Source organism: Paenibacillus sp. NRS-1781, assembly GCF_050467745.1.
Classification (GTDB): Bacteria; Bacillota; Bacilli; order Paenibacillales; family Paenibacillaceae; genus Paenibacillus; species Paenibacillus terrae_A.
This window is the reverse complement of sequence record NZ_JBITPI010000049.1, coordinates 80,755-94,711: the sequence shown is the minus strand read 5'-3', so window position 1 is coordinate 94,711 and position 13,957 is coordinate 80,755. Positions and strand designations below refer to the sequence as shown.

Here is a 13,957-nt window from a genome sequence, read left to right as displayed (position 1 = left end):
GCTAATTCACCTCATGCTAATGATACCCATCCATGAACAAAATCACAAGCCCCGTTCACAAATCAATGCAGGAATCAAAAGACAAGCAGGCAAATCGCAATCGCTGCCACAAAACCGACCACGTCTGAAAACAGCCCCACCTTCAAGGCATAACGCCCATTTCGAATACCTACCGCGCCAAAATATACAGTCAGTACATAGAGTGTCGTGTCTGTGCTGCCCTGTATCGTGGAGGCAATACGACCGATCATGGAATCCGGGCCATACGTGCGGATCAGATCCGTCGTAAACGCAAGCGAGCCGGTGCCCGTCAACGGGCGCAACAGTCCTAATGGCAGTACCTCACCAGGTACGCCCCAGCTTTTGATCCATGGCGTTACCCAGGATATCAGGTAATCCAGAGCGCCGGACGCTCGAAAAATGCTGATAGCCACCATCATGCCTACGAGATGAGGAATGATACTGATGGCCGTAGAGAAGCCGTCTTTGGCTCCATCCACAAAGGAATCGTAGACTGGTACCTTTTGGGCATAAGCATATAAAGGAATAAAGGCAAGAATAACCGGAATGGCCCACGTCGATACGAGGTTAATGAAATAAAGCATGCCTCCCTCATCCTTTCCAAGTGGTGTTTCTGCCCTTGGCAGCCGTCATTCCAGTTCCCTGAACGGCAGGTGAAGAAACGGGCGGCGTAGCCGGAGAGGACGCAGCTACTGGCGTGCCCTGTGGAGCCTGTGTTTTCTGTGACGGCAATGATGATGTGGAAGGTGGACTGGCTGGAGGACGACGCAGCTCTCGGCTACGGTACCAGCGATCCGCCGCGATCGCGGCAAAGGTGGCTATGGCAGTCGCCACCAGCGTTGTCCCAACGATTTCTGTCGGATTGGCAGAATGATAATTGAGCCGGATCGCGATCAGTGTGGTTGGAATAAGCGTAATGCTGGCCGTGTTCAAAGCAAGCAGCGTACACATAGCAGGTGTAGCGGTCTGCTTGTCGGGATTGAGCGATTGCAGCTCTTGCATCGCCTTGATGCCCATCGGGGTCGCCGCATTTCCCAGCCCGAGCAGATTAGCGCTCATATTGGACAAGATATACCCCATTGCCGGATGATTACGCGGAACATCAGGAAACAGAAAGGCTACTAACGGGGCGAGCAGTTTGGATATTTTCTGCAAAAGCCCACCGTCTTCCGCCAGCTTCATCATCCCCATCCAAAATACAAGCACACTAATCAGTCCAAAGCATACCGTAACGCCCGTAGCCGCCCCATCAAATGCCGCCTTGGTCACCACTTCAATATTTCCCTGAGCGGCGGCAAACACAAATCCAATACAAATCAGGGCCACCCATATAAGATGGATCAAGGCCGATCACTCCCTTTCACCGATGAATGTAACCAAACCCCTATGCTCCGAACAGATTTCTTAAAATCTCGCTCCATCCGCTCGTCCAGGTACGCTCTTGGATGCCACGGCTTGCAGGAGCTTGTGCTGTCGGAATTTCCTGTTGTGGCTGTACTGTGCTTCGGACGGGCAGCAAGCTCCCTTTGTCATACACAGGAACCGAGCCAATAAGCTTGCCTTCCAGCAGGAACTCGACACGTCCCCGCAAACCAAAGGATACGTCAGCTCTGTCAGACGTGGCCTTTTTATACAGGACCAGTCTTTTGTGCAGCTGCTCCTTCTCCCCATCATGCAAAGGATAGGCAAAGCTTGTGCCTGTCAGCAGCGGATAACCGTCAATCGGCTGCTGCTTGTCCGTAATCGGAATGAGTGGATAATATTGGAAAACGTAGTCGAGCATGCGAGCATGGTCGTTCCAGTCGTCTCCGTCATTCAGGGTAACGGCAGCAAGCTGGCGACCGTCCCGTGTGGCTGAGCTGACCAGACAGCGAAACGCTTTTTTTGTATAACCCGTTTTCACACCATCAGCTCCCTCATAGAGCCTCAGCATCTTGTTCTTGTTATGCCATGAATAATCCCATGATTCATTTGGATTAGGCGCTTTTTTTAACTCCGTCTTCACAATGCGGGCAAAGGTCGGATTATGCAGCGCATAAGCGGTAAGCCGAGCCAAATCATTGGCAGAGGAATAGTGACCCTCGGCATCCAGTCCATGCGGATTAGCAAAGTGGGAATGGCTTAGTCCAAGCTCAACCGCCTTCTCATTCATCAAATGAACAAATCCTTCCTCCGTCCCTCCCACATGCTCAGCAATGGCGGAAGCCGCATCGTTACCAGAACGGAGCATCAAGCCGTACAGCATATTTTCCAGTGTCATTTGTTCACCCTTTTGGAGAAAAAGCGAGGAGCCCTCTTTGGCAAAAGCCGTCGGACTCACCTTTACCGGATCCTGCAAGCGTCCATGTTCAATGGCTACGATCGCGGTCATAATTTTGGTCAGACTGGCAATACGCAACTCTCGGTCACCCTCGGCGGAATATATGATTCTTCCTGATGTGACATCCATTAGAGATGAGGCCTGTGCATGTGTAGTAAAAGCAGGTGGGAATTCCTCCTTCTTCACTGCTCCCCAAGCAGCCTGCGTACTTAGCAGTGTGAGTGGCAATGTCAAGACGAGCAGCAGTGCCATCGGCAACACAAAAACGCGTGTCTTAGGCAAAAGCTGGCTGTATCCTGCGTAGTTTTTCGGCTTTCTTTTAAACATTTGGATTCCTCCGGTTTTGAACAAGTCTTGTAACATTCTATGTCCAAGCTGTTCAAAGTATGTCCACCTTTATAACAGAAAATCCCTCCAGGAATATGGGTGTACCGTCCCTTTCTTCCGCTTACTTTTTGAAGGAAACCAGGCAACTTGCACTCCAGATGACATATATATAATAGTTACTAAACTTGATGAATGAATGGAGGTGCCCACATGCAGCGGCAACAGTTTGAAACGATCTTAAGAAGCCGAATTGTCGAGGCAGCGGAAGCTTTGAATCGAAGCGGTGTATCCTTTGCCACCTTTGATACCGCACGCTGTAATGAGCAATTTTGGAATTTGACGGAAAAAGGCGGATTTCAGATCAAAGCAGGTATCACTCCGGCGCAGGGGATCAGGGATATTTTTGTGAATGGACATAAATATGCCTTTGAGTGTGCGACCGCTATGGTCATTGTACTCTACAAAGGAGTGCTGGATTCCATTCTGGAAAGTGAATTTAATCGGATTTTTGCTGATATGCTGCTGTATGATTGGCACTATGACAGTGATCTCAGACTCATACAGGAGCAAGGGAGTCACAAGGCTGTTCCTGGCGACATCCTGTATTTCAACAATCCCAATGTATCACCCGAAACGCCAGAGTGGAAAGGAGAAAATGTTGTCAAGCTAAGGGAAGACTCGTTTTATGGTCACGGCATTGGCATTCGAACAGCGGAAGGCATCATTGACTCCCTCAATCGTCATCGACGACCGGGGGCCACCACTTCTGCTTATTTGACAAATGAAGTGATCTACCCCGATTTTGCCTATCTGTCGCAGTTTGCCCCTGAAGGAAACCGGGAAAAAGAACTTGTGTTAAGCCCTTCACAAGAGTACCCTGCCCGTATACATGCGAGTATTGGTGGAAGACAGTATATCCGTGCATAAAAGTATGATAGTTAGGTGTATGTAAAAAGGAGGGTGTTCCTTAGCCAATAGTTGGCTTTGGAATACCCTCCTGTGCTAAAAATCCTACTCCATAACCCTTACAAAGAAGCCGGACCAGTGTGATTGTGATCTGTGTTAACATCTACCGGGACCTGAGGAGGCGGAGTATGCATATCCACGTCGGCATTCCGGAAGATAGATTGGACTTTATCAATCAGGTATGGTGTAGAGTCGATCAATTTTTCAATCAGATGAGTCTGATTATCCAGCGGAACGATTTGTGCACCTTGTTTGCCAACAACCAGAAAAGCGATTGGATGAATGGATACCCCGCCACCGCTACCGCCACCAAAAGGATGTCCTTCCTTGCTGCTGTGAGTACCTGACGACGATGATGTATGAAGAGCCTCTTCATCTACATTAAAATCGCTGCCCCCGGCTGCGAAGCCAAATCCCACCTTACTAATCGGCAAAATAACGGAACCATCGGGTGTTTCCACCGCGTCTCCCACAATCGTATTCACATCCACCATGGCTTTGATGTTCTCCATTGCGGTTTGCATGAGCCCTTGAATCGGGTGATCTGACATGATTATTCCTCCTCTGCTTTGTTCAAGCGTAGACTGCCTTTTCTTTCGCTATTGTGCGCAGGGGTTCAAGGAAATATGTATGGCTCATTATTCCTCATGCTTTACTGGTTTCTTGGAGAATACACGTTTCCACGCCTCTGGACCGCCTGGTACGCGCCATATGCGGTAAGCCAGCATGAGCATCGAATAAACGACATAACCCAGTGAAATACTTGCCTCACAGGTCAAAGTGGTAGTAAAACGCAGACGATCCACCCAATAGGGCACGACAAACAGCTTGGGTGTGCAGTTCATGCGCACAAAGCTGGAGGCAAAACCGATCAGTGCTGTTTTCAGCCCCCACAGAATACCGGTAGAGGTAGCCGTATAAGCAGCGTCAGCAAGACTGATATTGGTGGACCATTCCATTTTCGACATCGTCACATGGGCTAGCGTATGACGTATCCATCGACGGAAGGACCGCGTTCCTTTCAGAAGTATCCGAACATCGTGTATAAATCGCTTCATTTTCTCTTTATCAATGGTGCCGCTGTCAATGGTGGCATCCGTTTTATGTATGTTTTTGTTGCGATCGAGTCGATAGAGAAGCCCTTTTTGCAAACCTGCCAGCAGAATAGCCGGAATGTCATAATTTATTTTAATCCACCCGTACAGAAATCTGATCTCCAGATGCGCCCGGTCATCACTATCATGCTTGGCAATATCCAGCTTCAATCGGATACGAGAGAGCAGAACAGCCAGCACAAGTAACAAAACGACGATGATGGCGATACCGATCCATTTCCACACTGGCGAGTCCTCCCTTCCTTTTTTCTCCATGGATATACCATGGCAAAAATAGTATGACCCTTCGCCCGGAAAACATGCATCCTGAAACGCTAAACAGCCAGCCCCATTATGCGAGGACTGGCTGTTTTCTAAATTTCGAACCTGTAGCCATGAAGAGGAACCCGTAAAACAGGCTTCTGCCAGGCATCAAGACTCCGTATCCTTCATATCCGGCTGGCTGTTCTCCAAACGTTCGAACAACAATTGTGTCTCTTCCTCCAGATTATCCGAGTCCTCAAACAGCTCAGGCTGCGGCAAATCCGCCAAAGAACCCAAACCGAAATAGTCCAGAAATGACTTCGTCGTTCCATACAAAATCGGCCGTCCTATGGCCTCAGCCCGACCTTTTTCCTCAATAAGCTCCTTGTTGACCAGAGTATGTATAGCCCGCTCAGATTTGACACCGCGAATATCTTCGATTTCAACTCTTGTAATGGGCTGACGGTAGGCTACAATGGCAAGTGTCTCCAAAGCCGCTTGAGACAGCGAAGCACGTGCTGGAGAATAGGCGAGCTTTTCAAAATAAGGTGCATGTTCGGATAAGGTTGCCAGCTGATAATGCCCGGCGATACGGACAATTTGCAAACCTCTTCCTCCCTGCTCCATATCCTGCTTCATATCCTCCAGACTCTGTTCAACCAGCTCTTGCTGCTGCTCTATAATGTCGGCGATCTGCTTGGCGGACAACCCTTCCTCTCCCGCGAGAAACAGCAGTCCCTCAATAATTGATTTCAGCTTCAGATAATCCATTAACCCGTAAATCCCCTCTCCACTCCATTACAATATCATCGAAAAGCTTCTCCTGATAGCAGAAAATCTGCTTCATTTTCATCAGTTCGAGGATAGCCAAAAAGGTGACTACCACTTCATGCCGATACATATCCTCATGCATCAGCTTGGAGAACAGAAGCCGTCCTCCCGTACCTACCAGCTCCAACGCCCCAATGACCTGCCGAATACGGTCCCTGACCGAAATCTCATCGCGGTGAATACGGGTTACCGTTGTACGTCGCTCTGCTTTACGCAGCGCACGCTGAAAGGCCGCGACCAAATCGCTTGCATGTAGCCCATGCACCGGATTGGCGGGCTCGGTGGGCAGGAATTCGCTCAAATCCTCCGGCTCCTTGCCATAGATCAGACTTCGTTCCCATTCACGTTCGCTCAGATGGCGGGCAATCCCTTTATATTTACGATACTCCACCAGCTTGCGTACCAGTTCATCCCGTGGATCATAATCCTCTTCTTCATAAAAGTCCAAGTCATCATATTCCATTACAGGTGGCTTGGGAAGCAGCAATTTACTCTTAATGGATAAGAGCGTCGCCGCCATCACCAGAAACTCGCTCGTAATGTCCAGCTCCAGCTCCTGCATACTGTGCAAAAAAGCCATATACTGATCGGTAATATCACTAATCGGGATATCCTGAATATCGATCTCGGCCTTATCAATCAGATGCAACAGCAGGTCCAGCGGACCCTCGAATGTTTCCAGCTTGTAATTTACGACTGTCAATGTGCTTCCCCCTGCCTTACTCCAATCATCATTCAACAATACCTTTCCCCGTTAGCACTTATGCTCGACTTTATCAATCCCTCTTTCTGTAGTATATACGTCATCGCCTTGCTTAACAATCCAATCCCTTTTTCCGGCTATCGTTATGCCGTTCTATTCAGGTAATCGCAAAATTAGAACTGCTTGCCCAGATTCGCCATCTCAATCGCAGCCAGTGCGGAATCCCAGCCTTTATTACCAGCCTTCGTACCTGCACGCTCAATAGCCTGCTCAATGTTTTCCGTCGTCACTACACCGAAAATAACAGGCACACCTGTTTTCAGACTGCTTGCCGCCACACCCTTGGCCACTTCATTGCAGACGATATCATAATGCGAGGTAGAACCACGGATCACCGTACCCAGCGTAATCACAGCATCGTATTTACCGCTTGCAGCCATTTTTTGAGCAATCAGTGAAATTTCAAAAGCGCCTGGTACCCAGGCCACATCAATCTCATCTTCCTCTGCTCCATGCCGCTGAAGTGCGTCGATTGCCCCGCTTAACAGCTTACTTGTAATAAACTCATTAAACCGACCCACTACAATACCATACTTCAAACCATCCGATACGAGATTACCTTCCAGAAAACGTGCCATATAAATCAACCTCTCTTTTTTAAAATAATGAGTGACAAAACTGAACCTACAATGACAAACGACGACGATAATCAATTAAAGCCTGAATACTGATCAGCTTCAAATGATGACGCTTGGCGATCACTACCAAATCAGGCACCCGAGCCATGGACCCATCTTCCTTTATAATTTCGCAAATGACCCCGGCGGGTTTGGAGCCGCAAAGCCGGGCCAGATCAACAGCCGCCTCAGTATGACCCGCACGCTGCAAAACACCCCCATCGTGAGCGATCAGCGGAAACATGTGACCGGGCTTGCGAAAATCGCTCCCTGTGGCTATCTCGTCGGTCAGCGCACGCACGGTCAATGAACGCTCGGCTGCTGAAATCCCCGTTGTCGTCTCTCTATGATCCACCGACACGGTAAAGGCTGTGCTGTGGAAATCTGTATTCTTCTCCACCATCGGCTGTAATCCCAGTGCCTTGGCTCTTTGCCCTGTAATCGGCACACAGACCAACCCGCGGCCTTCGGTAATCATGAAATTTATGACCTCGGGGGACGCCTTTTCAGCCAGAGCGATAAAATCGCCTTCGTTTTCCCGTTGCTCATCATCCACCACGATCACGACTTTACCGTTCTTTAAATCCTCCAGCGCTTCTTCAATGGAATCCAGACGAATTTCCACTTCCTGCTCCAGCACACCATATTCCACTACGTCAGCCGCTATATTTGAATGGCTCTCTCTGCTCCCGCTTTCCATTACGCTTTCCTCCTTATTTCTTGTGGCATCAGGCAAAGCCGTGCTTCGCCAAATAATCCAGACTCATAGGAGCTTTTTCCAGTCCCTCCGTCACCGATGATTTCCCGTAGTTCAAAAGCTGCTCCACATACTTACCTAAAATGTCGCATTCAATATTGACGGTGTCTCCCTCACGTTTGGCATGCAAGGCCGTCTCGGATAAGGTATGGGGGATGATAGATACGGCAAAGGTATCTCCCGTCCGCTGGGCAACCGTCAGGCTGATACCGTCAAGTGTAATCGAGCCTTTGAGAAGAATATATTTGAATATTGCCTGATCTGTAGGTGTAACTTCGTACACAACCGCATTCTGGTCTGATGTCACCCGACGAATCGTGCCCGTTCCATCCACATGTCCCTGTACGATATGCCCTCCGAACCTGCCATTCGCCGCCATAGCCCGCTCCAGATTGACCCGGCTACCGGATTTCAATTCTTTCAGATTGCTGCTGCGAAAGGTTTGCGGCATTACATCTACCTTAAAATCCTTAGTACCCACCTGTGTTGCGGTCAGGCAAACACCATTCACGGAAACACTGTCTCCTATTTTCAAATCGCCCAATACCACAGAACCCGTAATGCCCAGCACCATCGCTTCTCCGCTTCTGGAAATCTGCTGAATTCGTCCCACTTCCTCAACCAGTCCGGTAAACATGCCTTCACTCCTTTCCATCTAAAGTTCAGTTTATCCCTGATTCAACAGGCGTAAGCGCAAAAAACCCCCAGTCCGGAACATATCCGTCATGGGGGTGATGAGAGTCGAATTTGTATTATACAGGCGCAGTCCATATACATCTTGAGACCACATGAATGATAAGTTTGCCAATAGAAAGCATGAATGAGCATACAACCAAATACGCTCAGAAGAGCCTCCGAAAAAAGCTTGATGAACAAGCAATCTTCCGTATGCCATCTGCAACGAAATAAGCCGTACGTACCATTACGTATGCTAAAAATCGGCACATGTCACGTCATGCACATGCGCTTCGTATCCTTCTCCCATCCAGACTATACTGTCGGTCCCGGAATTGCACCAGGTCCACCTTCTGCTGATCGCTCAGCATCCGGGTCACGGACTAAGTCGCACTGTTCATCGCAGAAGCGATTTACAGACACGTCATCACCGCCGGTGGGGAATTGCACCCCGCCCCGAAGGATCTTGCTCTTATTCAATTAAATTAGCATTAAACTTGTTTCGTATATTAGCACCGACTTCTAAAAAAAGCAAGTTATCTAATGGACGCTTCTGTTTTTGTTTTAACATATTGGCTGGAAAGCTCTTCAAACCATGTTTTATCATTCATGTGAAGCGCCAGATCAATCAGATCGGCCAGTTCTTCGACCCCGAGCTGCGTAGCATGATCGAACGTAATGACCGCTGAAGCGGTTGGTCTAGGACCACCCTCCGCGCATATATCGTAATCCAGTCGTACATCAACATGCCCGTCGATAAACTCACATTTCAGAAAATAAATAATTTCGCACATTAAAATGGGGCGCACCTGCGTCTCCAGTACACAATCCATCACCTTGGCAGAATAATGCTGGTTCGTCAGCGTGAATTTGTGATCCGTCGCTGCCAGCGATGTCCGTCCAAAGTCATCCGTAAATTTCAGCTCCACTGGCGTGATATTCATGACCTTGGGAATTTGCTTCTTTATAATTTCGATTATCTCAGCTGTATTCAGCTTAATCATACCTGCACCTCATTGCATCTTAAAATTCAGAAAAAGCTCTAATTCAACATGTTTCACGTAGGCCTCCACTCCTATATCGGAAATCATTACCTGATTTTTTATGCTTCATCCCATAAACGACAAAAAAGATTCTTCGCGCAACAAGCGCAAAGAATCTTGATCGAACCAGTATGGAAACATCTTATAACAATGCTGAAAGCTTATTATACAAAAAAATGGATTATAGCTCCGAAATTTCATGTTTCTTTTTTAGGATACTCCAGCGACGCTCAATCTCCTGCTCAAAAGTAGCCAGCGTGGCTTCCTCCTTGAGAAGATGTTTCGTTTTGCCCATTAATTTGAGCCATTCCGCGGCTGGAATCCGTTTTCCCTTGTCCTCCGGATTGTACGTAATCGTCGTACTGCCTTGCTCAATTTCGTACAGCGGGAAGAAGCAAGATTCCACAGCGGCACCCACAATACTGGTACCCAGTCTATCCTCGGATTTCCAGTTCAGCGGACAGGCGCACAGGATTTTACCATAAGCCGTCCCCACGTTATTCGCATACCATTGTGCCTTGGCCGCTTTGCGCAGCATATCCTGCGGATGGCTTTCGGCTGCGGTGAAGGCATATGGAATGTTGCAGGCTGCCATAATTTGCACCGTATCCTTGTGGTGACCCTGCTTCCCTTTTTGCATCTTCCCTACACCTGATGTGCTCGTCATGTGGCCTACCGGAGTCGAGTACGATTGCTGCGAGCCTGTATTCATGTACCCCTCGTTATCATATTCCAGCATAATCAGCTTATGGTTGCGCAGAGCAGCCCCGACAGCCGAACCCATGCCAATATCCATCCCGCCGTCACCACTGATCATAATAAAGGTCGGATCATCTGCCATCTCAATCTCATTACGGCGCTTCATCTCCATGTAAGCCTCCAGCGCTCCAGAGAGCGTAGCAGCCCCATTTTGAAAAAGATTATGAATCATCGGTTGCTTGTGTGATGTATACGGATAACCAGTCGTGACCACGTATACGCAGCCTGTCTGGAACAACACGACGATATCGCCCTCGATGCCTTTGAAAAACAGCTCCAACGCAGACAGCGCTCCACAGCCCGGACACGCCCCATGACCCGGCGTGAGACGGCGTGGTTTGGTCGTCAGCGAACGCAGCGGCGGCACCTTGACCTTGAGCTTCCCGGTCGCCTCATCCGGCGTAACCTGAATCAGACCCGTACGGTACGCATCTCCCCGTGGCGGCTGCATAACCTGCGGCATGACCTTGTCCGGGGACCCCGGATTAAGCCCATAATAAGCAAAAGGCTTCTCGGTCCGTCCGGCTTCCGCCGCCTCAATCGCAAGCTGGAAGAACGCCTCAGCGTCTTCCGCATAAAAATCCTTGCCGCCCAAGCCAAAAATGCGGCACAATACAAGCGTCCGGTTCAGCGGGTCCTCCTGCAAGGCCGCCTTGATTTCGTGCGTCAAATTACCGCCATCGGCGCCGTACGAATCCGCACGTTCACCCACCAGCAGCGCCTTGACATGGCGCAATGCCTCGCGCAGCTGCGCGGCCGGAAACGGCCGAATGATATTCGGACGAATCACACCGGCCTTAATGCCGCGCGCGCGGAGCTGATCGGCTACGTCCTTAGCCGATTCAGCCGCCGAATTCAGCAGGAATACTGCAACCTCGGCATCCTCCATATGATAGAGATCCAAAATCGGATATTCCCGCCCGGATAATGCGGCATATTCTGCGGCAACCTGCTCATATACTCCTTCTGACAGCTTTAACGCCTCAGATAACTGAGCATGATTATTCGTCAGGTCATCGCCGTTCATATGCGCCCCGACAGTAACCGGATGGTCAAAATCGGAAATATTCGGATAATTCAGATTCGGGTTCGGCCCCACAAAACCGCGCACGGTTTCGGCATCGGCAAAATATTGCACCTTACGCTTCTGATGGGACGTGTAAAAACCGTCATAAGCGACCATCACAGGCAGCCGAACATCACTGTGCTCTGCGATTTTCAGCGCCATGATGTTCATATCATACACAGCCTGCGGCGTGCTTGCGGTCAAAATCACCCAGCCCGTATTCAAACCATAATACAAGTCTGAGTGATCCCCACGGATATCCAGCGGGCCGCTGATAGCCCGGGTCACCAGATTCATAACCATAGGAAAACGAGTGCCGGACTGCACAGGCAGCTGCTCCAGCATATACAGAAAGCCCTGCGAACTTGTTGCGTTCACAACCCTCGCTCCTGCTGCCGCAGCACCATAGCATATCCCTGCCGAACCGTGCTCACCGTCTGCTGCGACCAGCTTAATGTCATGCTGACCTCTCGTTCTCATCTGATCCAGATATTGCGCCACTTCAGTCGAGGGTGTGATCGGAAAATATCCCATCATATGATAATTGATCTGCGCAGCCGCCGTCGCCGCCATTTCATTGCCGGATTCGAACGTTGTCACCTGTGCGGCGCCTGTCTGCTTGAGCTCCTCCTCCAGTTTCGCCATTACACACGACCTCCTTCATATACCGGAAACGAATGCGCAACCCGATGCTGCTCGGCCCATCCCCATTGCTCACGGCGCGAGCTTAATGCCCCCGACGGGCAAATATCTACGCATTTCAAGCATCCTTTGCAATACTGGTAATCAATGCCTTGCAAAAATGGCAGTATTCTTCCCCGTTTGTCCGCCTGCTCTTCCCATACAAAGCAGTAATCCGGGCAAATGGAATCACACTTGGCACAATGCGTACATTTATCAGCTTCATATTCAGGCACAAAGCCCTGACGTGAACCGCTGACATCTCTCGTCATGCTGTTTCCCTGTGTGGCAATAACACCTCCCGAGGGTTGTGTTTCATTGCCCAGCAAAGGCTGTGGCCGTTCAAAAATGTGATCCTGGGCATCGTTTGTAACTGGATATACGTGCAGCTCCATTTCCTCAAAGCCCCGGTTAAACGTACGCAAATTGGGCTCCACCAGCTGCGGATTTTTCTTCTCAAAGGTACTGCGAATAACCGATCTCATCGCCTCCGGATCTAAAAAATCACAGACTCGGAACAGCGCACCCAACATGGACGTGTTCAGCTTGGTCCGCTCCTCCAGTGCGATGCCCATCGCATCCACTACCGCCAGCGTGCCGGATACCATTCCCAAATCAGCCCGTATTTCCTCTGCCGGACGCGTGGAATTGACCACAACGATCCCATCCGCTGGAAGCCCGCTGATGACATTGACCGTTTTGTACAATGTTTCATGAAAAATGCCTACCACATGCGGTTGCTCGATCGGACTGTGATCACGGATATCTACCCCCGGATCACAGAACCGTACAAAGCTTTTGACCGGGGACCCCTTCTTTTCAGAACCATAGGACGAAAAATTGGAAGCATTAAGCCCCAGACCAAGCACGCCCGTTTCGGCCAGCATTTTACCAGCCAGATTAGCACCGAGTCCACCAATAGATTCCAGCCGGATTTCAAAAAATCCGAGTCGATTTGTACGCGTTAAAATAGACAATGTGATAAGCCCCCTTCTTTTCAACCCTTACTGTGCTTGAAAATCTCATATCCAAAAATGGAAGATGCATTCTAATGAAAAGGCTATCACAACGCTTACTTTTCGAATGTGATATTATTCACTTTAATACCTGTGTGATTGCTATAAAACAGCAAACCGACAAACAAAAGACAACAAAAAGCCGCCCTGTCCAAAGACAGAACGGCTTAGGTGTAACGTTATACAAAAAGATCATGCATTTAACGGTATATTACGCGTCAAATACTTTAACCTCTTTCATTTTGTCGCCTTGTTTTACAGCATCAATGAATTCCATACCTTTGGTCACTTGACCAAACACAGTATGTACTCCATCCAAATGCGGCTGTGGAGCGTAGCAGATGAAGAATTGGCTTCCGCCAGTGTTACGGCCTGCATGTGCCATGGACAGAACGCCCTTGGCATGCTTCGTTGTGTTCGTAGCTGTTTCGCAGTCGATTGTGTAGCCAGGGCCGCCTGTACCATTACCTGTCGGACAACCACCTTGGGCAACAAAGCCTGGAATGACACGGTGAAAGCTCAAGCCGTTGTAGTAGCCGCTGTTTGCCAGTTTTTCAAAGTTAGCAACCGTGTTTGGCGCTTCTTCTGGAAAAAAATCAATTTCCACGATACCGCCATTTTCAAGATCTATTCTACCTTTTTTCATTGTTTATAGCTCCTTTTCAACCTGTTTTGAAAGCTAAATAGCATCAAGTTCCAGTTTACTATGAATTGCCGTGCTTAGCAAAGCCTTGTCCAAAAAAAGAGACCATTATCC

15 protein-coding genes and 1 riboswitch are annotated in these 13,957 nt (G+C 49.1%); of the genes, 1 reads left to right on the top strand and 14 read right to left on the bottom strand.

Annotated elements, in window-relative coordinates; genetic code table 11:
• Nucleotides 1–74: 74 nt before the first annotated feature.
• From ACIFO6_RS18560 to ACIFO6_RS18550, 3 genes are read right to left on the bottom strand one after another with little or no spacing between them, the layout of a single operon-like run.
• A complete protein-coding gene (locus tag ACIFO6_RS18560; protein ID WP_430042719.1) occupies nucleotides 75–605 on the bottom strand; it encodes a spore maturation protein in 531 nt (176 codons plus the stop codon).
• 7 nt (nucleotides 606–612) lie between these two features.
• Nucleotides 613–1,365 (bottom strand): nucleoside recognition domain-containing protein, encoded by a 753-nt coding sequence (locus tag ACIFO6_RS18555; protein ID WP_430042718.1) that lies wholly within the window; start codon nucleotides 1,363–1,365, stop codon nucleotides 613–615.
• 40 nt (nucleotides 1,366–1,405) lie between these two features.
• Entirely contained in the window at nucleotides 1,406–2,668 is a 1,263-nt protein-coding gene (locus tag ACIFO6_RS18550; RefSeq protein ID WP_430042716.1) for a D-alanyl-D-alanine carboxypeptidase family protein, read from the bottom strand.
• Nucleotides 2,669–2,878: 210 nt separating this feature from the next.
• Here ACIFO6_RS18550 and ACIFO6_RS18545 point away from each other — a divergent pair, with 210 nt between their 5' ends.
• A complete protein-coding gene (locus ACIFO6_RS18545) occupies nucleotides 2,879–3,595 on the top strand; it encodes a protein-glutamine gamma-glutamyltransferase (RefSeq protein WP_430042714.1) in 717 nt (238 codons plus the stop codon).
• Between the two features lie 98 nt (nucleotides 3,596–3,693).
• Here the strand turns inward: ACIFO6_RS18545 and ytfJ are convergent, their stop codons facing one another.
• From ytfJ to ACIFO6_RS18490, 11 genes are all read right to left on the bottom strand, one after another.
• Nucleotides 3,694–4,185 carry a GerW family sporulation protein gene (ytfJ, locus tag ACIFO6_RS18540; RefSeq protein ID WP_430042712.1) on the bottom strand — a complete coding sequence of 164 codons (492 nt, stop codon included), beginning with the start codon at nucleotides 4,183–4,185 and terminating at the stop codon, nucleotides 3,694–3,696.
• An 87-nt stretch (nucleotides 4,186–4,272) separates the two neighbouring features.
• Nucleotides 4,273–4,974, bottom strand: coding sequence for a DUF2953 domain-containing protein (locus ACIFO6_RS18535; RefSeq protein ID WP_430042710.1), 702 nt, complete (start codon nucleotides 4,972–4,974; stop codon nucleotides 4,273–4,275).
• A gap of 186 nt (nucleotides 4,975–5,160) precedes the next feature.
• Complete coding sequence (gene scpB / locus ACIFO6_RS18530; RefSeq protein ID WP_430042708.1) at nucleotides 5,161–5,763, bottom strand: SMC-Scp complex subunit ScpB; 603 nt, start codon at nucleotides 5,761–5,763, stop codon at nucleotides 5,161–5,163.
• Nucleotides 5,732–6,526, bottom strand: a complete 795-nt coding sequence (locus ACIFO6_RS18525) for a segregation and condensation protein A (RefSeq protein WP_430042706.1) — start codon at nucleotides 6,524–6,526, stop codon at nucleotides 5,732–5,734. Before ACIFO6_RS18525 ends, scpB begins: the two co-directional genes overlap by 32 nt.
• A gap of 173 nt (nucleotides 6,527–6,699) precedes the next feature.
• Complete coding sequence (ribH, locus tag ACIFO6_RS18520; RefSeq protein WP_137063501.1) at nucleotides 6,700–7,164, bottom strand: 6,7-dimethyl-8-ribityllumazine synthase; 465 nt, start codon at nucleotides 7,162–7,164, stop codon at nucleotides 6,700–6,702.
• A 46-nt stretch (nucleotides 7,165–7,210) separates the two neighbouring features.
• On the bottom strand, nucleotides 7,211–7,903 hold the full coding sequence (ribB, locus tag ACIFO6_RS18515) for a 3,4-dihydroxy-2-butanone-4-phosphate synthase (protein WP_430042704.1): 693 nt from the start codon (nucleotides 7,901–7,903) through the stop codon (nucleotides 7,211–7,213).
• Between the two features lie 28 nt (nucleotides 7,904–7,931).
• The gene (gene ribE, locus ACIFO6_RS18510; RefSeq protein WP_430042702.1) at nucleotides 7,932–8,597 is read right to left on the bottom strand and encodes a riboflavin synthase; all 666 of its coding nucleotides are present in this window, start codon (nucleotides 8,595–8,597) and stop codon (nucleotides 7,932–7,934) included.
• A 332-nt stretch (nucleotides 8,598–8,929) separates the two neighbouring features.
• Nucleotides 8,930–9,103: riboswitch (FMN riboswitch) on the bottom strand.
• 68 nt (nucleotides 9,104–9,171) lie between these two features.
• The gene (locus ACIFO6_RS18505; protein ID WP_430042700.1) at nucleotides 9,172–9,639 is read right to left on the bottom strand and encodes an IDEAL domain-containing protein; all 468 of its coding nucleotides are present in this window, start codon (nucleotides 9,637–9,639) and stop codon (nucleotides 9,172–9,174) included.
• Between the two features lie 220 nt (nucleotides 9,640–9,859).
• Entirely contained in the window at nucleotides 9,860–12,148 is a 2,289-nt protein-coding gene (locus tag ACIFO6_RS18500; RefSeq protein ID WP_430042698.1) for a thiamine pyrophosphate-dependent enzyme, read from the bottom strand.
• Nucleotides 12,148–13,161, bottom strand: coding sequence for a 2-oxoacid:acceptor oxidoreductase family protein (locus ACIFO6_RS18495; RefSeq protein WP_430042696.1), 1,014 nt, complete (start codon nucleotides 13,159–13,161; stop codon nucleotides 12,148–12,150). Before ACIFO6_RS18495 ends, ACIFO6_RS18500 begins: the two co-directional genes overlap by 1 nt.
• Nucleotides 13,162–13,411: 250 nt before the next feature.
• Nucleotides 13,412–13,846 (bottom strand): peptidylprolyl isomerase, encoded by a 435-nt coding sequence (locus ACIFO6_RS18490; protein WP_430042694.1) that lies wholly within the window; start codon nucleotides 13,844–13,846, stop codon nucleotides 13,412–13,414.
• Between the last annotated feature and the right edge of the window lie 111 nt (nucleotides 13,847–13,957).

Bases quoted from the DNA above. Each gene is read 5' to 3' on its own strand.
- ACIFO6_RS18560 (WP_430042719.1), bottom strand. From the start codon at position 605: ATGCTTTATTTCATTAACCTCGTATCGACGTGGGCCATTCCGGTTATT.
- ACIFO6_RS18550 (WP_430042716.1), bottom strand. From the start codon at position 2,668: ATGTTTAAAAGAAAGCCGAAAAACTACGCAGGATACAGCCAGCTTTTG.
- ACIFO6_RS18545 (WP_430042714.1), top strand. From the start codon at position 2,879: ATGCAGCGGCAACAGTTTGAAACGATCTTAAGAAGCCGAATTGTCGAG.
- ytfJ (WP_430042712.1), bottom strand. From the start codon at position 4,185: ATGTCAGATCACCCGATTCAAGGGCTCATGCAAACCGCAATGGAGAAC.
- scpB (WP_430042708.1), bottom strand. From the start codon at position 5,763: ATGGATTATCTGAAGCTGAAATCAATTATTGAGGGACTGCTGTTTCTC.
- ribH (WP_137063501.1), bottom strand. From the start codon at position 7,164: ATGGCACGTTTTCTGGAAGGTAATCTCGTATCGGATGGTTTGAAGTAT.
- ribB (WP_430042704.1), bottom strand. From the start codon at position 7,903: ATGGAAAGCGGGAGCAGAGAGAGCCATTCAAATATAGCGGCTGACGTA.
- ribE (WP_430042702.1), bottom strand. From the start codon at position 8,597: ATGTTTACCGGACTGGTTGAGGAAGTGGGACGAATTCAGCAGATTTCC.
- ACIFO6_RS18505 (WP_430042700.1), bottom strand. From the start codon at position 9,639: ATGATTAAGCTGAATACAGCTGAGATAATCGAAATTATAAAGAAGCAA.
- ACIFO6_RS18500 (WP_430042698.1), bottom strand. From the start codon at position 12,148: ATGGCGAAACTGGAGGAGGAGCTCAAGCAGACAGGCGCCGCACAGGTG.
- ACIFO6_RS18490 (WP_430042694.1), bottom strand. From the start codon at position 13,846: ATGAAAAAAGGTAGAATAGATCTTGAAAATGGCGGTATCGTGGAAATT.